General features: G+C 37.2%; 16 protein-coding genes. 13 read left to right on the forward strand and 3 right to left on the reverse strand.

Annotation, left to right across the window (positions count from 1 at the left end; translation table 11 throughout):
* Window positions 1-91: 91 nt before the first annotated feature.
* From RNZ47_RS09695 to RNZ47_RS09715, 5 genes are all read left to right on the forward strand, one after another.
* Complete coding sequence (locus tag RNZ47_RS09695) at window positions 92-1,201, forward strand: adenylate kinase (RefSeq protein ID WP_311939354.1); 1,110 nt, start codon at window positions 92-94, stop codon at window positions 1,199-1,201.
* 8 nt (window positions 1,202-1,209) lie between these two features.
* Window positions 1,210-1,440: a PLD nuclease N-terminal domain-containing protein gene (locus RNZ47_RS09700; RefSeq protein ID WP_311939357.1), complete on the forward strand. Its 231-nt coding sequence runs from the start codon at window positions 1,210-1,212 to the stop codon at window positions 1,438-1,440.
* Between the two features lie 74 nt (window positions 1,441-1,514).
* Window positions 1,515-2,513 (forward strand): GTPase ObgE, encoded by a 999-nt coding sequence (obgE, locus tag RNZ47_RS09705; protein ID WP_311939359.1) that lies wholly within the window; start codon window positions 1,515-1,517, stop codon window positions 2,511-2,513.
* A 157-nt stretch (window positions 2,514-2,670) separates the two neighbouring features.
* A complete protein-coding gene (locus tag RNZ47_RS09710; protein WP_311939360.1) occupies window positions 2,671-3,381 on the forward strand; it encodes an ion transporter in 711 nt (236 codons plus the stop codon).
* 80 nt (window positions 3,382-3,461) lie between these two features.
* Window positions 3,462-3,983 (forward strand): DUF4136 domain-containing protein, encoded by a 522-nt coding sequence (locus tag RNZ47_RS09715; protein ID WP_311939363.1) that lies wholly within the window; start codon window positions 3,462-3,464, stop codon window positions 3,981-3,983.
* Between the two features lies 1 nt (window position 3,984).
* On the opposite strand, the gene RNZ47_RS09720 is transcribed toward RNZ47_RS09715, so the two are convergent.
* The 3 genes from RNZ47_RS09720 to RNZ47_RS09730 form a co-directional block, all read right to left on the reverse strand.
* Window positions 3,985-5,376, reverse strand: coding sequence for a T9SS type A sorting domain-containing protein (locus RNZ47_RS09720; protein WP_311939366.1), 1,392 nt, complete (start codon window positions 5,374-5,376; stop codon window positions 3,985-3,987).
* Window positions 5,373-5,879 (reverse strand): hypothetical protein, encoded by a 507-nt coding sequence (locus tag RNZ47_RS09725; protein WP_311939368.1) that lies wholly within the window; start codon window positions 5,877-5,879, stop codon window positions 5,373-5,375. Before RNZ47_RS09725 ends, RNZ47_RS09720 begins: the two co-directional genes overlap by 4 nt.
* Before the next feature lie 124 nt (window positions 5,880-6,003).
* Window positions 6,004-12,120, reverse strand: a complete 6,117-nt coding sequence (locus RNZ47_RS09730; protein ID WP_376717823.1) for an alpha-2-macroglobulin family protein — start codon at window positions 12,118-12,120, stop codon at window positions 6,004-6,006.
* A gap of 165 nt (window positions 12,121-12,285) precedes the next feature.
* Between RNZ47_RS09730 and RNZ47_RS09735 the strand changes: the two genes are divergently transcribed.
* The 8 genes from RNZ47_RS09735 to RNZ47_RS09770 all read left to right on the forward strand — a co-directional run bounded on the left by RNZ47_RS09735 (window position 12,286) and on the right by RNZ47_RS09770 (window position 23,338).
* Window positions 12,286-13,239 (forward strand): tetratricopeptide repeat protein, encoded by a 954-nt coding sequence (locus RNZ47_RS09735; protein WP_311939375.1) that lies wholly within the window; start codon window positions 12,286-12,288, stop codon window positions 13,237-13,239.
* Between the two features lie 251 nt (window positions 13,240-13,490).
* Window positions 13,491-14,846, forward strand: coding sequence for a UDP-N-acetylmuramate--L-alanine ligase (locus tag RNZ47_RS09740; RefSeq protein ID WP_311939379.1), 1,356 nt, complete (start codon window positions 13,491-13,493; stop codon window positions 14,844-14,846).
* Window positions 14,847-15,011: 165 nt separating this feature from the next.
* Complete coding sequence (locus RNZ47_RS09745) at window positions 15,012-16,190, forward strand: AIR synthase related protein (RefSeq protein ID WP_311939382.1); 1,179 nt, start codon at window positions 15,012-15,014, stop codon at window positions 16,188-16,190.
* Between the two features lie 70 nt (window positions 16,191-16,260).
* A complete protein-coding gene (locus tag RNZ47_RS09750; protein WP_311939384.1) occupies window positions 16,261-17,232 on the forward strand; it encodes a DUF3078 domain-containing protein in 972 nt (323 codons plus the stop codon).
* A gap of 195 nt (window positions 17,233-17,427) precedes the next feature.
* The gene (locus tag RNZ47_RS09755; protein WP_311939387.1) at window positions 17,428-19,980 is read left to right on the forward strand and encodes an adenosylcobalamin-dependent ribonucleoside-diphosphate reductase; all 2,553 of its coding nucleotides are present in this window, start codon (window positions 17,428-17,430) and stop codon (window positions 19,978-19,980) included.
* 456 nt (window positions 19,981-20,436) lie between these two features.
* Window positions 20,437-21,513 (forward strand): peptide chain release factor 1, encoded by a 1,077-nt coding sequence (gene prfA, locus RNZ47_RS09760; RefSeq protein ID WP_311939390.1) that lies wholly within the window; start codon window positions 20,437-20,439, stop codon window positions 21,511-21,513.
* A 93-nt stretch (window positions 21,514-21,606) separates the two neighbouring features.
* Complete coding sequence (gene pyrF / locus RNZ47_RS09765) at window positions 21,607-22,434, forward strand: orotidine-5'-phosphate decarboxylase (RefSeq protein WP_311939392.1); 828 nt, start codon at window positions 21,607-21,609, stop codon at window positions 22,432-22,434.
* An 88-nt stretch (window positions 22,435-22,522) separates the two neighbouring features.
* Window positions 22,523-23,338, forward strand: coding sequence for an ABC transporter substrate-binding protein (locus RNZ47_RS09770; RefSeq protein ID WP_311939395.1), 816 nt, complete (start codon window positions 22,523-22,525; stop codon window positions 23,336-23,338).
* Window positions 23,339-23,401: the final 63 nt, after the last annotated feature.

Raw genomic sequence — 23,401 nt, forward strand, 5'->3', positions numbered from 1 at the left:
TAATATCAAATTACTTTGCAAATCGTAAATCAAAAAATCGATAATCGGTAATCTATTGATTATCTTTGCAACTTTAAAAAATAAAATAACCGTGATAAAGCTACACGATAAATATTTTAAACCCTTTATTTCTGCTAAAGAAATTGATGCTGCCATTGCCCGATTAGTTGATGAAATTTCCAATGATTTAGGAGACGAAATACCCGTGTTTGTAGGTATTTTAAATGGCTCATTTATGGTAGTGAGCGATTTTGTAAAAAAATACCCGAAACCCTGCGAGGTTACGTTTATAAAATTGGCGTCGTACGAAGGTGTTAAATCTACCGAAGATATTCAGCGTTTAATTGGGTTAACCCAAGATTTGTCGGGACGAACCGTGGTTATTTTGGAAGATATAATTGATTCGGGAAATACCTTGGCAGAAGTGCACCGCATTTTTAAAAACGAAAACGTAAAGACACTTAAAATAGCAACGTTATTTTATAAACCCGAAGCGTATAAAAAGGATTTTAAATTACATTATGTTGGTATAGAAATACCCAATAAATTTATAGTGGGCTATGGGCTCGATTACGATGGATTAGGGAGAGACATACCAGAAGTATATCAAATAAAAGAAACCCAACACATGACAAATTTAGTGCTATTTGGCCCACCGGGAGCAGGAAAAGGGACGCAAGCAGAATTTTTAAAAGAGAAATATCAATTGGTACATATTTCTACTGGCGATGTTTTTAGATTTAATATCAAAAACGAAACCGCTTTAGGTATGCTTGCTAAATCTTACATGGATAAAGGCGAATTGGTTCCAGATCAAATTACCATAGATATGTTGGAGGCCGAGGTTGAAAAAAATGCCGACGCACATGGTTTTATTTTTGATGGATTTCCAAGAACGGATGCGCAAGCCGAAGCATTGGATAAATTAATGGATAGTAAAGATTCGCAAATTAATGCCATGGTAGCTTTAGAAGTAGATGATGAAGTTTTGGTAGAACGTTTACTGAAAAGAGGTAAAACTAGCGGAAGAGCAGACGATGCCGATGAATCCATTATTAGAAATAGAATTACGGAGTACTACAAAAAAACGGCTATTTTAAAAGATTACTATTCTGCGCAAAATAAATATTTTGGTGTTGATGGTGTAGGAAGTATTGGGGAGATTACAGTGAGGTTATCTTCTGTAATAGATAATTTGTAATTTAATTTATGGAAACTGAAATAGTAGAAACTAGCACGTTTTTAGGTTTTTGGCCATTGTTATTGATATTAGTAGCTCTTTCGATGTTGCTCTTTCCAGTTTTAGCAATAATAAGTATTCTTAAAAATGATTTTAAGGGTAATGATAAATTAATTTGGATTTTAGTTGCTCTTCTTCTTCCATTTTTCGGTTCTATGCTATATTTTATAATTGGCAGACCTAAACGAATAAAGAATTAAATTTATAAATGAAGTTTTGAAGATAAAGTTAGTACGATTTTCTAACTTCTAACTTCTAACTTCTAACTTCTAATATGACTGAAGGAAATTTTGTTGACTACGTAAAAATGTATGTATCTTCTGGAAACGGAGGCAAAGGTTCTGCGCACTTACATCGCGAAAAATACATCACCAAAGGTGGTCCAGATGGTGGCGATGGCGGTCGTGGTGGTCATGTTATTCTTAGAGGCAATTCCAACCTATGGACCCTATTGCCATTAAAGTTTAAAAGACACATTAGGGCAGGCCATGGCGCACATGGTAGCAAAAGCCGAAGCACGGGTGCCGATGGCGAAGACATGTATGTTGATGTGCCCTTAGGAACTGTTGTTCGAGATACCGAAACGAACGATATCATTTTTGAAATTACCGAACATGGTGAAGAAAAGATTATCGTAAAAGGCGGAAAAGGCGGACTGGGAAACTGGCACTTTAAATCGTCTACAAATCAAACACCACGATATGCACAACCCGGACTTCCTTTAGAAGAAAAACACATTACCTTAGAGTTAAAAATACTGGCCGATGTTGGTTTGGTGGGTTTCCCGAATGCTGGAAAATCTACTTTATTATCGGTTGTAACTTCGGCAAAACCTAAAATTGCCGATTACGAGTTTACTACTTTAAAACCCAATTTAGGTATAGTTGAATATCGCGATTTTCAAACTTTTGTCATGGCAGATATTCCCGGAATTATTGAGGGTGCCGCCGAAGGCAAAGGGCTTGGACATTACTTTTTACGCCACATTGAACGCAACTCTATTTTGTTGTTTTTAATTCCGGCCGATGCCGATGATATTAAAAAACAATACGATATTCTGTTGGACGAATTGCGCAGGTACAACCCCGAAATGTTGGATAAAGAGCGCATAATTGCCATATCGAAAAGTGATTTGCTCGATGATGAATTAAAGGCAGAACTTAAAACCGAGTTAGATAACGAACTTCCCATTCCTTATTTATTTATATCATCTGTGGCGCAACAAGGCATTACCCAGCTTAAAGATGTGCTTTGGAAAATGTTAAATGATTAATTTCAAAAAAGCTTCAAATTTTTTTAAATTTATTTCTTTTTCAAAAGACGATTAAAAAATCAAGATGAAACTTCCGTAACCAAAAAGTTCAATTCCCGGTAAAAAAAAGTTATGCGGAAGCTACATGTGACCATAATAAAACCATAAATACATGCACATGAAAAAACAAATTAAAAGTATTGTTGAAATAAACGACAATAAACTAAGCCGGTATTTTGCTTTTTTTATTCAAGCCATAATCCTTTTATCCGTTGTTACATTTTCAGTTGAAACCATCCCCAATTTAAAACCTGAAACAAGAATTATTCTTCAATCCATCGAATGGTTTAGCGTTATTGTATTTACGGTAGAATATATTTTAAGAATTTATGTAGCCGATAGCAAACCTAGGTTTGTATTTAGTTTTTTTGGAATTATAGATTTGTTGGCTATTCTTCCGTTCTATTTATCCTTCGGAGTTGATTTACGCTCACTAAGGGCATTGCGTTTTTTACGGTTATTCAGAATTTTAAAACTGGTGCGCTACAATCGAGCCATGAATCATTTTACAGATGCCATAAAATCGGCTAAAGAAGAAATTCTACTTTTTATATTTGTCACACTTATTTTAATATATTTTTCTGCCGTTGGGATTTATTATTTCGAAAACGAGGCACAACCGCAGCATTTTTCATCAATTTTCGATAGTTTATGGTGGGCCATAATCACGCTTACCACAGTTGGTTATGGCGATGTGTATCCCATTACGGTTGGCGGTAAAGTGTTTACTTTTTTTATATTAATGATTGGTTTGGGCATTGTGGCAATTCCAACGGGAATCATATCTTCTGCTTTAACAAAATCGGTTGACCATAAAGAAGAGCAATAAAAAGCATTCGATTTGTTAAAAGTTTTCCGGTTAAATGGTGTGGAATATTTTTTGATTAACTTTAATGAAAAATCAATGTTATGAAATATCTTAAAGTATTTGTTTTGGCGTTAGTCATGGTGTCTTGCGCACCTATCCGTGTTAATTACGATTTTGACAGAACAACGGATTTCACAAAATATAAAACCTACAATTATTACGCCGATATGAAAACCGGTTTAAGCGAGTTGGATACCAAACGTTTTTTAGACGCATTAGATGAAAAAATGCAAGCCAGAGGGTTTAGTTTGGCCGAAAAACCAGATTTTTTTATCGATATTAAAAGTAGCGCATTTCAGGCCGCTCGACGCAATACCGTTGGTGTTGGTTTAGGTGGCGGCGGACGAAACGTTGGCGGTGGTGTATCAATTGGTATTCCCGTTGGGCAATCGAATGTTAACCGAAAAATAACAATTGATTTTGTAGACGAAAACGGTAAAGGCCTTTTTTGGCAAGCCGTTAGCGAATCTAGTTTTAACCCCAATGCCTCACCGGAAAACAGAACAGCGCGTTTAAATGCTATTTTGGATAAAGTATTGGCAAATTATCCGCCAAAACAATAACTCAATTTTTTACAAAACGCTTGCTTGTTAATAGTGTGCTATCCGAATAAATTTGGGCTAAATACACGCCTTGGCTCAAGCGGCTAATATCTATTTGATTGTTTTCGTAATTGGATATTTTGGTTGATGTTAGCCTTTTTCCATCAAAACTAATAATGTCCACTTTTAAGCTTGTGGTATTTTTACTTTCCACTTTTAAATTTAAAATGCTATGTGATGGATTTGGAAATAATGAAATAATAAAATCATTTTGTTTGGAGCTAATGTCGTCAATTCCTAAAGCCGATTTTGTAATCGTCCAAGTTACCGTATAAACATGGGTGGTTTCGTGGTTGTCGATTTTTAGCATGGGCGAATCATCGTGTACCACAACGGTTAAATCATTGGTACCGGTATTCAAATCGGTTTCAACAATAGAAATATCGTCTACATCATTGGTGAAATTCGAAGCGTTTAAAGTCCACGTATTTTTTAAAGTATTCGGAATGGGTTTTATTAAATTCAATTGAAAATCTATTGGATATGCCGTGGGGTTTACGGTATTTGAAGCAGGTAAATACGAGTCAATTGGCCCAACTAAACTGTGTATTTTTTCAATGATGCCTTCTTTACAAACCGAACAAAAAGGCACGCCCAAATAGCGCATTTTACAACTTTGGTGTGGCCTATACCAAGTGGCGGACTGACCGGAATTGCCATAAGGATAAATGTTTACGGCATCGATACCTATCCAGTTTTTCCATTTTATTAAAGCAGGATTGCTTTCCTGTGTGGCATTTATAGCTTCAAAAAGGTTGCCATCTCCCGGATAGTATTCGTCTTTTAAATTAAAAAGCGAATGCCCCAATTCGTGTATTACTATTTCATTGGCACTTGTTCCGGTTGACGAAACCGCATAGGGGCCACCGGCACCTCCGTATTCGGGAGAGTTTACCAGAATTATTGGCTGGTCGTATTCAGGGAAATTATTGGCCAAAACATTATAAACTATGCCTGAATTATAGGTGTAAAGTAATCTGTGATAGCCGGAAGTGTCAAAGGAAGTGTTAAAATAAGTGTCGGCTGTAGCCGCCGGAAAAACAGGTTCCGTTACATCGGTTGCGGTTGCGGGGTGATCTGTCCCACTTTCGTTTGACGGGACTTTTATGGCATACACATTAAAATAATCGGCATATTCTTTAAACGGTGATTGAACGAACATGGCGTTTGAAAAGCTCGTGGCATCGGTAATGAATTTTGAAAACTCACTCGCTTGATAACCTTCACTTAAAAGGACTAGGTTTATTCTTTTATCCTTGTCACCCGATTGTTTAATCGTGTCAACATCAAAAATTTGAGCATTAACAAATCCTATGTTTAGCAGGCAAAAAACATAAAGTAATCGATGCTTCATAATGAGTTGATTTTGGTGTTAATAAGCGGCTTTGTTTCTGATGAAGGCGTTGCAATTTCGCTAATACTAACGTATTTTGTGCTTGGGTCCAACTTTAGTTTTAATGAAAATTCCACCTCTTTTAATACGACTTGTTTTCTTTGGAATTGTTTTGAATCGCCAATATATTCAAAAGTTTTTATAAGTGGGTTTTTAATAGTAATGCTTTGCAATACATTCGAGTTTTTATCAAGTTGATGGCATACTAAATCGCCAGAAACCCCTTCGATTAAAGGTGTGCTTACTTTTAATTTTCCGTCGGTAATTATTTTGTTTAAAAACTTGATGTTCTTTTTGCCTTTTGAATCTTCAGAAATCGTGTAATTCAAAAAAATGAGTTTGGGGTTGCTCTCTTCAACAGCAGACTGTTGAATAACTTCTTTTTTTGGAGCGCAGGAATTTATTGTTGTACAAACAAATACCATTATAAGTAAAGCAATATTTTGGGGTGTTGCTTTTTTCAAATTAAAAAAAGGTTAAATCTCTAAACTAGAGCGTAAAGTTAATCATTTAAAATATTTTGAAAAACGGATTGATTTCGGACATATGTAAAAACCAAAAAGGAGACTAATAAATCTCTTTTTTTATTTAATCAACCTTTATTCTCACGCCTTCACTATGGCTGCTAAATTCCGGCGCATACATGCTTTGTATGGTTGTAATGCCGTTGCTCATGTTGCCTGCATGGTTTACCCTTAAATCGTATTCAAACACATAAACGCCTTTTGGCAGATAATCAAAAAAGAAGTTGGTCGAGGCGTCTTTGGTGCTTTCATAATAGCCCAAACCATCTTGCCATTTGTATTTTGAGAGTACGTTTACAGGCTCTAAACCTGCGGCGCGCATATCTTTCATGTGTACAAATTCCATGGCTCTGTCGCTGCGTAATTCTATGCGCACACGAACCAAATCGCCGACGTTGACTTTGGTGTCATTCGTGATTTCAGAAATGTCCTCTCCGGTATCCGTATTCTTTTTAAGGAATAGTTTTTTATTCAATTTTAAAGGTGTTTCTGCGGATGTGATGTTGTCCAAATCTTCAAAATACTGCCAATATAAAGCGCCCCAAGCTATGCCATTTCCTTTTTTGGTAATTTGCACATCTGCCATTTCTAGTTTAATTTCTGAAGCATTCCAAGAGGTTTTAAAGTAACCGGTTCCAGCTTCAACTTTTACTGCTTCCAACTTTGAAGGCTCTATTTTTTGTCCGCCTAAAACCACATCAACCATATCGGTTACACTTAACCAATCGCTACCTTGCAACAATAAAGCGTAAACAGCCTCGGTGGTTGCTTTGGTAGTTTTCCAGCGGTTTGTTTGCTTGTTTTTAAGTAACCAAATTTTAAGATTGTCAATGGTTTCGGTGTCGTTTTCAATTTCGGCGAAAGCCTCAATTAACAAGGCTTGTGTTTCAATGGGCGCTTGATACCAGTACCATGAGTTGGTGTTGGATTTCCAATACATGCCCAATTCTTCACTCGTAATACTGTTTTCTTTTAAGGACTTTAAAATTTTAACCGACGTCTTTTTATCGCCCATTCTATCAACAACCAAAGCCATTAAACCTTTGGCGTACAGCGAGCGTTTTAACCAATATTTCTGAATTTGCGTGTGATAGTATTTGGTAATTTCTTCAACGTCATCAGATTTTTTAATTTCCGGAAAAAAGCTTCGCATGTACAAATAATGCAATTGTGTATAGCTTAAATGATCTTTATTTAAATCGACTTTTGAATCGTATTTTCTAATGTCATTGTATTCTTTTACAAATTCGGTATCGAGATAATTGATGGCTTTTTGAATCATCGAATCTTCACCGTCAATTTGCGTAACATTCAGTTTTTTAAGATGCCCAAAACCGGTAATAATATGTTGTGTGATGTATCGATTTTCGCGTCCGCCTTTAAACCAAGCCCATCCGCCAGAATGCATTTGGTTGTGTTCCAGTTTGCGTTTGGCGGATTGCAATTCGTTATTCATTTTGTTTAAATCGAATAATAAAGCGATGCGTTTTTTTTGTTCGGTTTCACTTTGTGCATCACGCAACCAAGGGGTTTCTTGAATTAAAATGGATTTGAGTTCTTCATTTTTTTCAAGATTTGAGATAAGAGCGTCTTGATACGCCCATTGGTTGAAGACCTCTTGAATTCTTGGGTTTGAATTCGCAATATGGCTCGCCAAAGCATTGGCATAATACCTACTAAAAGTTTGCTCGTTACAATCGTACGGGTATTCCATTAAATACGGTAAAGCTTGTACCGCATACCACGCCGGATTGGAGGTCATTTCCAAAGTTAATTTGTGGTTTTTTAAAGTTGAAGACGTGTTGGTTTTCAGCTTATCCAACGTGAATGTTTTGGTTTGGTTACTTCTTATCCACATCGGAAGTGTTTCGGTAACCAACATGCGGTTACTTAAAACGGGCAACGCATTTTGTTCGCCATCGCTAAAATCTCCAGCTTTAGCAATGATTTTATATTGAACCGCTTGCACATCATCAGGAATGGATAAATACCATGACACTTGGGTGTTGTTTTGTTTTTCTACTGAAAAGGCTTGGACGCTGAGGTCGCTCGAAGCGTCTTTGTTATTGTTGTTTTTGAGTGCTTCAGACACCAAGATGTTCGTGATGTCTTTCCCGGAAATAGCATCGGTTAATATTAAAACGGCTTGCCCCGAAAGTGGCTTATCCGTTAAATTTGCAATTTTAGTGCTAATGGTAATGTTGTCGCCTTCGCGTAAAAAACGAGGCGCGTTTGGTATCACCATCAGTTCTTTTTGCGTGATGGTTGTTAATGTTTTAGTAGCACTTTCCAAAGTTTTGGTGTGCGCCAATAATTGCAACTTCCATTGGGTTAAAGCTTCTGGTGTGGTAAAACTGAAACTTACGTTGCCAGCTTCATCGGTTTTTAACTGCGGAAAGAAAAACGCGGTTTCATTGAAGTTTTTACGGATTTTGATGTTGTCGAAGTTTGGTTTTTCTTCTTCAGCTTTATCTAAGTTCTCATTTGGTACCCCTGCAATTGATTCTTTTTTCTCTTGAGTGCCAAAACCAACAACCACAGGTTCATCTAATTCAGCTTCAGAATTAAACATTACACTTTCTTCAACGTCATTTTGGTTTTCCACTATTTGCACACCTGCAATACGTCCACTTAATGCTTTAGAAATAGTAGAATTACCTCTAATCATTATGTTTCTATTCCCAAAATGAAACCCAAACCAATCCAATTGGTCATAACTTTGGTATTGATAATATGAACGCGATCTGTCGTTATAAACTCTAAAATTTCGGGTGCCAAAACTTTGTCGCGCATTGCTGTTATTATACGAATAAAAGGTTGGATTGTTGATGGGGTTAAAACTCCAAGTGTGTGGTTTAAATTGGTCTAAACTGGCATCGTACATGCTTGCCAATAATTCGGCAGAAACTTTATCGCCTAGTGGCCCTTTAATTTTAAAGCTCCAGGTTTCATCGGTTCCAGGTTGTAATTTATCCCTAAAAGTTGTGGTTTCAATCTCTAAATCGGTTTTAGGGTAAGGCACGGCAATATGTAAACTACCCGATTGAAAACTGTTAAACGCTGCATAACTATAGTTAACCGAAAACCCACCAATATCATTGCTTGTTATAGGAATACTAATGGTTTTTTTGTTGTTGTTCAGTGGAATGATTTGCGTTTTTATTAACCCATTTTGTTTTTCAATGGTAACGGTTACGTTTAAATTATTCGCTGCCGAGGCTAAAGTTATCATAGCTGTATCGCCAGCTTTATAACTAGATTTGTCACTTGTTATAGTAAACAGTTGGTGGTCTGCCAACGTTTTATCGGCATCGCTATACAATGTGGTTTTAATTTCGTCTTTTACAATTTGTCCAAACTTATCTTTACTTTCTAAAGTGATGATATATTGACCAGATGGCCATTTTTTAGTTTTCCCAAGATTGAGTTTTTTCGTGTTTTCGGTATTAAAAGACGCAATAAAAACAAGCTTGCCTTTCTCCCAATTATTTGGGTTTTGTTCATTGTTATAAGCATCGTGCGGAAATAAATTTTTAAAAGCCTCTTGGGTAAAATCCTGATAATCTGGCGCAGGCCATGGACGCACGCGTAACACCGTATTTGGTGCTTTCAATTTGTAAATTTTAACCGTGCCTTTGGCGGGCACAAACTCGCCATTTAGGTTTTTGGTATCGATGTTAATCGCGTGGTCTTTTTTTGATTTATCCAATAGATTGGCGATAGACATGTTTGCTGTTAACGCATGATAGCCCACATTTACTGTGGTGGTTGCACTTCGGGTCTCGCCGTTTAAATCGGTAACATCGGCAGTCACTTCGTATTTAAAAATGGGCAGGCTGCTTTTGTCGACACTTTGGTCGGGTTGTGCTTTAAAGGTAATTTCAAATTCACCCTTGTCGTTTGTTGTGCTTTCGCCATGTGTAATTTCCTGTGGCTCGCTGTTAAACCATGGGCGGTACCAAAAATACCAATGCGGATATTCCACTTTGCGATGTACGCGATACACCACTTTGGCATCGGTAATATTGCTGCCTGCGTAAGCCAAAGCGTTGCCTTTTATGGTTACTGAATCGTTAACTTTATAGGTTTCGGTTACCGGGTTGAATTTGGTTTCGAACTTTGGGCGTTTGTATTCTTCAACCGAAAAATAGGTGATGCTTTCTGCATCTGGTCCAGATTCGGCATCAAATTCAATATAATGCTGTCCGTTTAAACCCGAATTTGGTAAGATAAACTCGCCTGAAACGGACCCAAAATCATTCGTTTTTAAGTTCAATACTTTTAATTCTTCGCCATTTGCGTTGTATAAAATGGCATAAACCTTTTCATTCTCTAAAACTTCAGATTTGTTGGCTTCGGTTTTCATGGCAATGCCTTTAAAATAAACGGTTTGCCCGGGCCGGTAAATGCTTCTGTCGGTAAATAAAAAAGATTTGTAGGTTACTTTTTCTTGCTGGTTTTTATAATATTGATAGATGTAATAATCTCCAAAATAAGCCACGTCGTTACCGTATTTAACTTTTAAATTGATATCCCGATAACGATTTTTCGATTTGTTGATTTTTATCTGTCCATGCAAATCCGTGGTGTAGTTCTCGGTTTGTTCATTTCTGTTATTGTTTTTTATATAACTAAGCTCAACCTGAGCGTCTACAACGGGTTTGCCGTTGTTTCTGTCAATAATTTGAAAGGTTTTATAATCCGTTTTGTCGGTTTCAACCAAAGCCAAATCGGTAACTTGAATGGTGCTAAACGCAAACGTGTTTTCCTCATTTTCTGGTGAAGTAAAAATCAAATAACTGCCGTTGTTGAGTTTTGGTAAAAGGATCTCGGTGGTATGTGTTTGAAAATCGTTTTCATCGCGCAAACCAGTGTTCCATTGGGTTGTGGCTTTTAAGGATTTAATAAAGGCTAATTGCTCGTCTTTTCTATAGGTTTTATTGAATTTTTCAAACTGACTTCTAGAAATTTTATAAATTTTAAATTGAAGCTGATTTAGGTTTTTGTAACGAATCAACAAGCGTGCATCTTTAAGAATGGGCAAGAAATTTTCTGTGGTAATTTGAAGCGATTGCTGCTCAATGAGTTGCTTTAAAACCGCACATTTTTCGGCGCCATTGCTTTTTGGGAATTTAGCAATAACGTTATTACAGATGTCAATGGCGTCTTTAGTTTTCCAACGGTTTTCTTCTTTGTTTTTAGGTTGATATTCTAAACCTTGTTGGTAGTAAATAGTCGCAATTTCGTAATCATAAAGCCCAGAAACCTCATGTGATTTTAATCGCTCGCTTTCTGTTTTTAAGGCGTTTAATAAAATGGTTTGTTTATCGCTAAAAGTAGCATGCTGAAGTACAAACTTTAACCGGTTGATATTAACATCGGCCAATGCCAAAGGCGACTTGTCTTTTAAATGAAATCGAATTAAATCTTGATAGATTTTTAATGCGTTCAATTGTAACGACGTAGAATCTTTTGATGCTAATTTTAGGTTTGAAAACGTACTCGTGTCACCTAAAAAATCAGGATTGTCAATCTCAAATTTATAAGCAGGTTTGGTAATTTGTGTTTCGTCGGTTTTATAAAAAAGCAAAGCATTATGGCTTAAAATATCGAACAAGGTCGGTCGGTAAATTTTAGAATTTTTTTGTTCGTTTAAAAGCACGCTGTAGTTACTTAGCGGCTCCAACTGGAGCATCAATCCGTTTTCTAAAGATTTTTGATAATGCACATGAATCTCGTTAAAAAGGGTTTGCAGGTCCCAAGTTCTAAAATCAATGGGGTCTACTTTTTCAAAGGTTTTTGTCCGGTTGTAAAATTGCCATCGGTGTTCGTTAAAGTATTGCCAGTACAAATTGGCCAAAATATTTTCAAGGATGTTTTTAGTAGGAAACGAGCTCTGTTCAATTTCATTTTTAAAATCATTGATGATTTTAAGTTGCGCATCTTCCTCTAAAACCAAAGCGAACTTGCTTTTAAAAAGCATGGTTTTAATAAGTTGTGGATGGTTTTTATCTTTTTTGGCTTTCACCGAAATGTCTTCAACAATTTTTAATGCCGATTTTGGCAAGCCTTCAACCTCCAGCTTTTCAACTTTGGTCCATAATTCTTGGTAATCCGGATTTTGGGCTTGTGTGAAATTTGAAAAAAGAATAATCATTAATATAGATAGTGTATGTTTCATTGGTGCTGAATTCATTTCAGTAGGTGTTTTAAATTGTCTCTAAATGTACTTTCAAAAGTTATTCCAAAAAACAATAAATTAGTAATTACTTTTGTTGGTTGAGTGAAGTTAACCATTTTTCAAGTAAAGTGTAATGTTTAACTTTGTATTTTCGACCCAAATGCTATGAACAAGTTTTTGCTTCTACTTTTTTTTCCAACACTCATATTTGGTCAACCCGAATTAGCAGATGTGGATGCCCTTTTCCAAAAAAAACAATTTCAAAAAGCCGAAGAAGTCGTTTCAGATTATTTACAAAACAATCCCAACAACATAAAAGCCATTGAGTTTTTAGGCGATGCGTACGGGCATCAAAAAAAATGGGACGATGCCATAAATCAATATCAAAAACTTGTAAATAGTAATAAAAACAACGCCAATTACCATTATAAATACGGTGGCGCCTTGGGCATGAAAGCGTTATCGGTAAGTAAATTAAAGGCATTGGGCATTATTGGCGATGTAAAAACAGCCTTTTTAAAAGCGGCCGAATTGGATAAAAACCACATCAACGCGCGTTGGGCATTGGTAGAATTGTACATGCAATTGCCAGGGATTTTAGGTGGCAGTAAAAGCAAATCACTAAAGTATGCGCAGCAACTGGAAAACCTCTCGAAAGTAGATGGTTACTTAGCAAAAGGCTATGTTTACGAGTATGACAACGCCCCGGAATTAGCCGAAAAATATTATAAAATGGCCATTGCCGAGGGCGGCTCCTTAACCTGTTTTAACAAGTTGACCACCCTTTACGAAAACCAAAATCAGCCCCAAAAAGCCATTCAAAATATTGAGGCTGCCCAACAAAAACACCAGCGCAACGCCCTGCATTATCAAATAGGCAAAGTGGCCGCCGAATACAACATACAACTTAAAAAAGGCGAGCAATGTCTGCTCACTTACATAACAAATTACACCGCCAGCGATGCCGTTCCAAAAGCTTGGGCACACTACCGTTTAGCGCAGATTAACGTGCATAAAAACAACAAACCCGAAGCTTTAAAGTATATCAATTTGGCCATTGCGGAATTGCCAAACATCCCATCGTTTAAAAAGCAAAAAGAAGCTATTTTAAAACTTTAAAGTTTGGGCGTTACCCTGCGCTTCGAGTACCTCAGCGACCGTCGGGTCGGGCTTTACGTTACAAGTCCTCGCACCAAAATAGGTGCTGTGGGCTTTCCACTGCAATCCCTAACGCGAGCTTGTTTGCAAAATTTGGTTTTAGCAAAAAGGTTAGTCTTTTTTCGCCATCAAAAACCTGGTTTCTAATTTAAAAAACATTCGTGTATTCGTAGCAAAAAAAGTATCTTTGGAGCTTCTTCAAAACCATGAAAATGAATGTACATTTTATTGCTATAGGTGGTTCTGCCATGCACAACTTAGCCATAGCATTACAACATAAAGACTACAAAGTAACAGGAAGCGACGATGTTATTTACGAGCCGTCAAAATCAAGATTGGAGGCCCACGGATTGTTGCCAAAAACCTTTGGTTGGTTTCCTGAAAAAATAACAACAAATTTAGACGCCATTGTTTTGGGCATGCACGCCAAAGCCGATAATCCAGAGTTGTTAAAAGCTCAGGAATTAGGGTTGAAAATATACAGCTATCCCGAATTTTTGTACGAACAATCCAAACAGAAAACACGCGTTGTTATTGGCGGAAGCCACGGAAAAACAACCATTACTTCCATGATTCTTCACGTGATGCATTATCACGATAAAGATGTCGATTACATGGTGGGCGCGCAGTTGGAAGGTTTCGATGTAATGGTAAAACTTACCGAAGACAATGATTTTATGGTTTTAGAAGGCGATGAGTATTTAAGTTCGCCCATAGACAGACGACCAAAATTTCATCTATACAAACCCAATATTGCGCTGTTAAGTGGTATTGCTTGGGATCATATCAACGTATTTCCAACTTACGAAAACTATGTGGAGCAGTTCCGTGTTTTTGTCGATTCAATCGTTAGCGGCGGAAGTATTAATTACAACGAAGAAGATGCCGAAGTAAAACGAATAGTGGAAACCAGCGAAAACACCATTCGTAAAATTGCTTATCAAACTCCAAAATATACCGTAGAAAACGGACAAACACTTTTAGAAACCCCAGAAGGCGATTTGCCTATCGCTATTTTTGGCAAACACAACCTTAATAATTTGTCGGGTGCCAAATGGATTTGCCAGCACATGGGTGTTGATGAAGACGATTTTTACGAAGCCGTTTCTACATTTAAAGGTGCCAGCAAACGCCTGGAAAAAATAGCCGAAACCAAAACCAGTGTTGCTTTTAAAGACTTTGCGCATTCGCCAAGTAAAGTAGAAGCCACAACCAACGCCGTAAAAGAGCAATATGCAAATCGTACGTTAATCGCTTGTTTGGAGCTGCATACCTACAGCAGTTTAAATGCCGAATTTTTAAAGGAATACAAAGGCGCTTTAAATGCAGCCGATGTTGCCGTGGTGTTTTATTCGCCACATGCCGTTGAAATTAAAAAATTAGACGCCGTAACCCACGAGCAAATTGCCAATGCTTTTCAACGGGACGATTTAATTATCTATACTAATCCAGATGATTTCAAGAAATTTTTGTTCTCGCAAAATTTTGATGACAAAGCGTTGCTTTTAATGAGTTCGGGTGATTATGGCGGGTTGGATTTTGGTGAAGTCACCAATTTGATTAATTAGATTTGGCAAACTAAATAGGTTTTAATGTTCATGCCTCATTAAAACTAAATCGATAATAAAACGTATGGTTTTTTAAAAACTGCGTTAATAAATCCTGCTTCATATTTTAATGAAACCGTTTCAGTTTTAAAATATTACTTTACTTTTGCATTTCAACCATATATTATGAGTCAAGAAGTTTCAAAACGATATGCACAGCGAGGTGTGTCGGCGTCAAAAGAAGATGTGCACAATGCTATAAAAAACATCGATAAAGGATTGTTTCCAAAGGCATTCTGTAAAATTGTGCCGGATTATTTAACCAACGACGACGATTATTGCTTGATTATGCATGCCGATGGCGCCGGAACAAAATCGTCGTTAGCATATATGTATTGGAAAGAAACAGGTGATATTTCAGTATGGAAAGGCATTGCGCAAGATGCTTTAATAATGAATATCGACGATTTATTGTGTGTTGGTGCGACCGATAACATTATGCTATCGTCTACCATTGGCAGAAATAAAAATTTAATTCCAGGAGAAGTGCTTTCGGCAATTATTAACGGCACCGAAGAGTTGCTTGAAGATTTAAAATCCTTTGGCGTTACCATTCATTCCACAGGTGGCGAAACTGCAGATGTTGGCGATTTGGTGCGTACCATTATCGTAGATTCTACGGTAACGGCTAGAATGAAACGAAGCGATGTTATTGATAATGCCAACATAAAAGCGGGCGATGTTATTGTAGGTTTGGAAAGCTTCGGGCAAGCCACCTACGAGAAAGCCTATAATGGCGGTATGGGAAGCAATGGTTTAACCTCGGCACGACACGATGTGTTCAGTAAATATTTAGCCGAAAAATATCCAGAAAGTTTTGATCCTTCGGTACCAAAAGATTTGGTGTATTCAGGAAGCGTTAAACTAACCGATGCTGTTAAAGATGCGCCATTAGATGCCGGTAAATTGGTGCTGTCTCCAACGCGAACCTATGCGCCCATTATCAAAGAGATTTTATCTAAATTTAATGCCGAAACAGTGCACGGAATGGTGCATTGCTCTGGAGGTGCGCAGACCAAAATTCTTCATTTTGTTGATGAATTCCATATTATAAAAGATAACATGTTTCCTATTCCGCCACTGTTTAAACTCATACAAGAGCAGAGTAAAACCGATTGGAAGGAAATGTATCAAGTGTTTAATTGCGGACACAGAATGGAGCTTTATGTAACGCCCGAAATTGCTGAAGATATTATCGCAATTTCAAAAACCTTTAATGTTGATGCGCAAATAATTGGTAGGGTAGAAGCCTCTAATTATAAAAAACTTACAATAAAATCCGAGTATGGAGAGTTTAAGTATTGATTTTAATTATTTATATTAAATTGGAATGGTTTTTGATGAAAACCGTATTTAATTATATCCAACCCTAATTATGAAAAATACGCTTTTAGCTATAATTTTTTTGTGTGTTCAATTTGCATTTTCCCAACCCGATTCGCTATTCATTAAAACCCCTAAGCCTAAAGACGAGCTCAAGGAGTTGAGACCGGAATGGAAACAAATAAACAAAGCTACTTTCGATTTAAGCGAAGTGGCGTTTGTTAACTGGAATGCTGGTGGTAGTAACTCTATATCTGGCTTGGTTGGAATGCGGTCTGAAGCCAATTATAAGGATAAATATTTTTTTTGGAACAATAACATATCTGCGCGGTACGGTATAAACAAGCAAGAAAGCAGGGAGATTAGGAAAACCGACGATTTGTTCGAGATGAATTCCAATATTGGTTACAAACCCGACGAATCATCTAACTGGTTTTATTCAGCGCGACTAAATTTTAAAACACAGTTTACAAACGGTTATAAGTATCCAAACACAGACGACCCCATTTCCAGGTTTATGGCACCTGGATATTTGTTTTTTGGTGGCGGAATGGAATACGGGAAAGATATCGAGGAGTTGTCTTTTTATTTCTCGCCATTAACGCTGAAAGCTACTTTTGTTTTTGATGAAGACCTTGCCAATGCCGGATCCTTTGGTGTTACTCCAGCGGTTTTGGATGTAGACGGAAACGTAATTATTGAAGGCGAGCGCACAAGACAAGAAGTAGGTATTTTATTGACAAATAGCTATAAAATGCAAGTGGTTGAAAATGTAGCCATGGTACATCAGGTTAATTTGTATACCGATTATATAAATAATTTTGGTAACGTTGATTTGGATTGGAGGGTAGACTTCGATTTTAAAGTAAATAGTTTTATGAGGGCTACTTTAGGCTCGCATTTAAAGTACGATGACGATATAAAAACTTCTGTACCTTCAGATATTGAAGGTGAGTTTGATGAGGCCGGTGCGAAAATACAATGGAAACAGTTCTTAGGTATTGGTTTCGCAATAGATTTTTAAAAAATAGGCTTTGCTCTTATTTTAAAAACTTGTTAACTTTTTATTGTTGATAAATTTTTAAATGATTGATAATCAATTATTTAAATGTTTTTACTTGTAAACCTTATGATTTTTATCATGTTCCAAGTTGAAAATTTTTAGTTAATTTATGGTTTGAAAATTAATCCATACTGAACTAAAAACTAAAACCGACTCATGAAAGCAAACCTTACCAAAAACCTACCTAAAACTTACACCCAAGACGAAGCGTTCAATGCCGCCTTAAAATACTTTAAAAACGATGATTTGGCAGCCCGCGTTTGGCTAAATAAATATGCCTTAAAAGATTCTGAAGGTAATATTTATGAGTTGACACCAAACGACATGCATCGCAGAATAGCTAAAGAAATAGCTCGGGTAGAAACTAAATATGCCAATCCTTTAAATGAAGACGACATCTTTAACCTGATTAAAGATTTTAAGTATGTCGTACCACAAGGCAGCCCGATGGCAGGTATTGGTAACCCGTTTCAAATTGCATCACTGTCAAATTGTTTTGTAATAGGGAATTCTGGCGATTCGGATTCGTACGGTGGCATCATGAAAATTGATCAAGAGCAAGTGCAGCTCATGAAACGTCGTGGAGGTGTGGGTCACGATTTATCACATATTCGCCCTAAAGGTTCTGGGGTTAAAAATTCGGCTTTAACCTCAACGGGAATTGTGCCATTTATGGAGCGCTATTCAAACTCTACAAGAGAGGTGGCGCAAGATGGTAGACGCGGTGCGCTTATGTTGTCGGTATCTATCAATCATCCGGATTCCGAAGATTTTATCAATGCAAAACTAGAGCAAGGCAAGGTTACCGGCGCCAATGTATCGGTTAGAATTGACGATCAGTTTATGAAAGCCGTAAAAAACGGAACGCAGTACACCCAAAAATATCCTATATTTTCTGAGAATCCAAAAGTGTCAAAATCAATTGAAGCGAATTCCCTTTGGAAAAAAATAGTACATAATGCGTGGAAATCTGCCGAACCTGGAATTTTGTTTTGGGATACCATAATCAATGAGTCTGTGCCGGATTGTTATGCCGATTTAGGCTATAAAACGGTATCAACCAATCCTTGTGGTGAAATCCCGTTATGCCCTTATGATTCTTGCCGATTGTTGGCCATCAACCTGTTTTCTTATGTGGAAAATCCGTTTACAGAAAAGGCTTCATTCAATTTCGATTTATTTAAAAAACACGTCGCTTTTGCACAGCGAATTATGGATGATATAATTGATTTGGAACTTGAAAAAATCGATAATATCTTAAGGAAGATTGATGCCGATCCAGAATTGGATGAGGTGAAAGGCACCGAGCGTAATTTGTGGATTAACATAAAAAGAAAAGCTGAAGAAGGCAGAAGAACCGGCGTTGGCATTACCGCCGAGGGCGATATGTTGGCGGCTTTGGGTATTAAATACGGCAGCGAAGAAGGTAACGCATTTTCTTTAGAAGTACACAAAACCATTGCTATTGAGGCTTACCGAGCATCGGTGCATTTGGCTAAAGACCGCGGCCCATTTACGATTTTCGATGCCGAACGCGAAAAAAACAATCCGTTTATACAGCGTTTAAAAGAGGCCGATAGCAAATTGTATTACGAAATGCTGGAATACGGCAGGCGCAATATTGCCTTATTAACCATTGCCCCAACGGGAACAACCAGTTTAATGACGCAAACCACCTCGGGCATCGAGCCGGTATTTATGCCGGTTTATAAACGCAGAAGAAAAGTGAACCCCAACGATAAAGACGTGCGCGTGGATTTTGTTGACGAGGTTGGCGATTCTTGGGAAGAATACGTGGTATTCCACCGTCGTTTTAAACAATGGATGGAAGTTAATGGCATCGATATATCAAAAAACTTTTCGCAAAGCGAATTGGATGAGTTGGTTAAAAAATCGCCGTATTATCAAGCGACATCAAACGATGTGGATTGGTTGAGTAAAGTGAGCATGCAAGGTGCCATTCAAAAATGGGTAGACCACTCCATTAGTGTTACCATCAATTTGCCAAATGATGTGAGCGAAGAATTGGTGGGCGAATTATATCTAAAAGCATGGGAGGTTGGCTGTAAGGGCGTTACCGTTTATAGAGACGGGTCGCGCTCGGGTGTTTTGATTTCGAATGAAGAAAAGAAAGATGAATCCGATGATAAGTTAACGGCATTTCCTGTAAAACGCCCTGGAATTTTAGAAGCCGATGTGGTTCGTTTTCAGAATAATAAAGAAAAATGGATTGCCTTTATTGGTTTGATAGAGGATAAGCCCTATGAAGTGTTTACGGGTCTTGTTGATGATGAAGATGGTATTTTAATTCCGCGTTGGGTTAACCAAGGATTGATCATTAAAAACAGAAACGACGATGGCACATCGCGATACGATTTTCAGTATAAAAACAAAAGAGGCTATAAAACCACTATTGAAGGCTTGTCGCATAAATTCAATCCGGAATTTTGGAACTATGCAAAATTGATTTCCAGTACACTGCGCCACGGTATGCCCATCGATAAAATTGTCGATTTAATTAATAGTTTACAATTAGATAGCGAGTCTATTAACACCTGGAAAAACGGTGTGGTACGTGCGTTAAAGCGCTATGTTGAAGATGGTACACAGGCCAAAGGGCAAAAGTGCGATAACTGTAAATCGCAAAATCTAATTTATCAAGAAGGTTGTTTAACCTGTAAAGATTGCGGATCTTCTAAATGCGGATAGAATAGAGTTTTTACTTGTAAAAAAGGAAGCCTATTTTGGCTTCCTTTTTGTTATGCAAATTCTTTCAAAATTAAAAGAAACGGGATACTAAAAAACAAGTCAATAAGATATAAAAAAGAGAACAGTTTTAAGGTTGAAATGCCCAAATTCTTATAAAAAATAAGTTTTCGTTTGGCACGGGTTTCATTTAAAAGATACCATAAAAAGGCAACCAAAAACAATTTTACGATGGCAATAGGTACGATTTCATATTGTAAAAAAGATAAAAATGTATTTATGCCAAAAGACCATAAAATGAGTGGTCTGTAAAAAACGAATATGGAAAATAATTGCTGCACAAGTACTTAAATAACGCACTTGGTAAAAAAATATTTTAATAATTCAATTATATGAACTGTAGGATAGTACTAAAAATTCATAAATTATCGTATTTTTGGCTACCAATAAAATAGGCAGATGTTAGAGAAATTACAAATAGTAAAACAACGTTTTGATGAGGTTAGCGATTTAATTATCCAACCCGATATTATTACCGACCAAAAGCGTTATGTCGAGCTAAATAGAGAGTACAAAGACTTGCGAATTCTTATGGATAAGCGCGAGCAGTATATAGAATTTACCAATAATTTAGCTGAAGCTGAAGAGATTATTTCTGATGGAAGTGATGTAGAAATGGTTGATATGGCCAAAATGCAATATGATGAAGCCAAGGAAGGCATCGCGAGGTTAGAGGAAGAAATTAAAGTTCTTTTAATACCTAAAGACCCTGAAGATGCTAAAAATGCCGTAGTAGAATTACGTGCGGGTACGGGCGGTGACGAAGCCAGTATTTTTGCGGGCGATTTGTTTAGAATGTACACCAAATATTGCGAAAGTAAAGGATGGAAGGTTGATACCGTTGATTTTAGCGAAGGCACCAACGGTGGTTTTAAGGAAATCCAATTTGAGGTTTCTGGCGATGATGTTTACGGTACGCTTAAATTTGAAGCCGGTGTGCACCGCGTACAACGTGTACCGCAAACCGAAACCCAAGGGCGCGTGCATACCAGTGCCGCTACCGTAATGGTATTTCCGGAGGCCGAGGAGTTTGATGTAGAGATTGACCCAAAAGATGTGCGCATCGATTTTTTCTGTTCGTCCGGTCCAGGTGGGCAATCGGTAAACACAACCTATTCTGCGGTACGTTTAACGCACGAACCCACAGGATTGGTGGCCCAATGTCAAGACCAAAAATCGCAGCATAAAAACAAGGAGAAAGCATTTAAAGTGTTGCGTTCGCGTTTATACGAAATGGAGTTGGCAAAAAAGAATGCTGAAGATGCCGAAAAGCGAGGTAGCATGGTGTCTTCGGGCGATAGATCTGCTAAAATTAGAACCTATAATTATTCACAGGGGCGTGTAACAGACCACAGAATTGGTTTAACACTTTACGATTTAAGCAATATTATGAATGGTGATATTCAAAAAATAATAGACGAATTGATGTTGGCTGAAAACACAGAGAAGTTAAAGGCCAATGATGATGTTATTTAAAACTAATTTAGCAACTAATACACTAATAAGTTCTATTGCTTTTCGTTTGAGTAAGTAAATGCAAACTATTTGTGAATTCGTGGCAAGAAAAACATGACTACACTACAGCTAACTAACCAAATCAAAAAAAAGCAATCCTTTCTTTGCATAGGATTGGATGTCGATTTGAATAAAATCCCACCGCATCTTTTAAAAGTAGACGACCCCATTTTTGCATTCAATAAAGCCATTATCGATGCGACGCATCATTTATGCGTAGCCTACAAACCCAATACGGCGTTTTATGAGGCTTACGGATTGAAAGGTTGGAAATCTTTAGAGAAGACCATTCGTTATTTAAACGAAAAACACCCCGAAATTTTTACCATTGCCGATGCCAAACGCGGCGATATCGGAAACACAAGCACCATGTACGCCAAAGCTTTTTTAGAGGATTTAGCCTTCGATTCTGTTACGGTTGCGCCTTATATGGGTAAAGATTCTGTGGAACCCTTTTTAGCTTTTAAGGATAAACATACTATTCTTTTAGCTTTAACCTCAAATCAAGGGGCGTTCGATTTTCAAACCAAATCAATTGATGGAAAGGAGTTGTACAAACAGGTTTTGGAAACCTCGAAAACTTGGGAGAATTCTCAGAATTTAATGTACGTTGTTGGCGCTACTAAAGCTGAATATTTAGCAGATATTAGACAAATTATTCCAGATAGTTTTTTGTTGGTTCCCGGTGTTGGGGCGCAAGGAGGCAGTCTTCAAGCCGTTTGTAAATACGGCATGAATGCGCAAGTGGGATTGCTTATTAATTCTTCCCGTGGGATTATCTATGCTTCAAATGAAAGCGATTTTGCCGAAGCCGCTGCTTTAAAAGCCTTGGAGCTTCAAAAGGAAATGGCTGTTGAATTGAACCGTTATTCCGAGGCATGATAAAAGCCTGCATTGAGTGCAGTCGAAATGTGGGAGTCTCTATAAATAATAGAAAGATTGCCACAGAAAATTATAAATTTTCTTCGCAATGACGAAACAAATTCAAGACCAACTCCAACGTAAACTTCAATTAAAAACAACACCAAGGCGCATCGTATCTTTAGTGCCAAGTCAAACCGAATTGCTGGTCGATTTGGGTTTAGAAGCCAATATTGTTGGGGTAACTAAATTCTGCGTTCACCCCGTTCACTTAAAAAAAACGAAAGCCATAGTTGGTGGTACAAAGCAGATACATATTGATAAAATAAGAAGTTTAAACCCAGATATTATTCTTTGTAACAAAGAAGAAAACACAAAAGAAATTGTTGAGGCTTGCGCCCAAATATGCAATACACATGTGTCTGATATTTTTACGATTGAAGACAGTTTGGAGTTGATTCATCAATACGGAACACTTTTCAACAAAAATGAAGATGCTCAAAAAATTGTAAACCACATTAAAAAAGAAACGGACGATTTTAAAACCTTCATTCAAAAAAAACCCACTTTAAAAGTGGCTTATTTTATTTGGAAAAATCCGTGGATGGTGGCTGCAAACAATACGTTTATTAATTATTTGCTGGAGTTAAATCATTTAAAAAACGTTTACGAAACCCAAAATCGTTACCCGGAAATAGAACTTCACAACACAGCAATAAACAAAGAAGTAGATGTGGTTTTATTATCCACCGAACCCTTTCCGTTTAACCATTCGCATAAAAAAGAGGTGCAAGCATTCTATCCCAATGCTAAAGTTGTTATAGCAGACGGAGAAATGTTTTCATGGTACGGCTCAAGACTTACAAAAGCATTTGCATATTTTAAAAACTTGCGCTTAAATCTTGAGGCGTTTCAAGCTTTGTAGTATCCTCTACAAAATTTGCAATTTTAGTTTCCAATTCCTTTAAACTAATTAATTTACTGAGGT

Source organism: Hwangdonia seohaensis (assembly GCF_031932625.1).
GTDB lineage: Bacteria > Bacteroidota > Bacteroidia > Flavobacteriales > Flavobacteriaceae > Hwangdonia > Hwangdonia seohaensis.

What these genes read in the sequence shown, in the direction of transcription:
- RNZ47_RS09710 (WP_311939360.1), top strand. Translation starts at nt 2,671, where the DNA reads ATGAAAAAACAAATTAAAAGTATTGTTGAAATAAACGACAATAAACTA.
- RNZ47_RS09740 (WP_311939379.1), top strand. Translation starts at nt 13,491, where the DNA reads ATGAATGTACATTTTATTGCTATAGGTGGTTCTGCCATGCACAACTTA.
- RNZ47_RS09730 (WP_376717823.1), bottom strand. Translation starts at nt 12,120, where the DNA reads ATGAAACATACACTATCTATATTAATGATTATTCTTTTTTCAAATTTC.
- RNZ47_RS09770 (WP_311939395.1), top strand. Translation starts at nt 22,523, where the DNA reads ATGACGAAACAAATTCAAGACCAACTCCAACGTAAACTTCAATTAAAA.
- pyrF (WP_311939392.1), top strand. Translation starts at nt 21,607, where the DNA reads ATGACTACACTACAGCTAACTAACCAAATCAAAAAAAAGCAATCCTTT.
- obgE (WP_311939359.1), top strand. Translation starts at nt 1,515, where the DNA reads ATGACTGAAGGAAATTTTGTTGACTACGTAAAAATGTATGTATCTTCT.
- RNZ47_RS09735 (WP_311939375.1), top strand. Translation starts at nt 12,286, where the DNA reads ATGAACAAGTTTTTGCTTCTACTTTTTTTTCCAACACTCATATTTGGT.
- RNZ47_RS09720 (WP_311939366.1), bottom strand. Translation starts at nt 5,376, where the DNA reads ATGAAGCATCGATTACTTTATGTTTTTTGCCTGCTAAACATAGGATTT.
- RNZ47_RS09750 (WP_311939384.1), top strand. Translation starts at nt 16,261, where the DNA reads ATGAAAAATACGCTTTTAGCTATAATTTTTTTGTGTGTTCAATTTGCA.
- RNZ47_RS09715 (WP_311939363.1), top strand. Translation starts at nt 3,462, where the DNA reads ATGAAATATCTTAAAGTATTTGTTTTGGCGTTAGTCATGGTGTCTTGC.
- RNZ47_RS09745 (WP_311939382.1), top strand. Translation starts at nt 15,012, where the DNA reads ATGAGTCAAGAAGTTTCAAAACGATATGCACAGCGAGGTGTGTCGGCG.
- RNZ47_RS09700 (WP_311939357.1), top strand. Translation starts at nt 1,210, where the DNA reads ATGGAAACTGAAATAGTAGAAACTAGCACGTTTTTAGGTTTTTGGCCA.
- prfA (WP_311939390.1), top strand. Translation starts at nt 20,437, where the DNA reads ATGTTAGAGAAATTACAAATAGTAAAACAACGTTTTGATGAGGTTAGC.
- RNZ47_RS09755 (WP_311939387.1), top strand. Translation starts at nt 17,428, where the DNA reads ATGAAAGCAAACCTTACCAAAAACCTACCTAAAACTTACACCCAAGAC.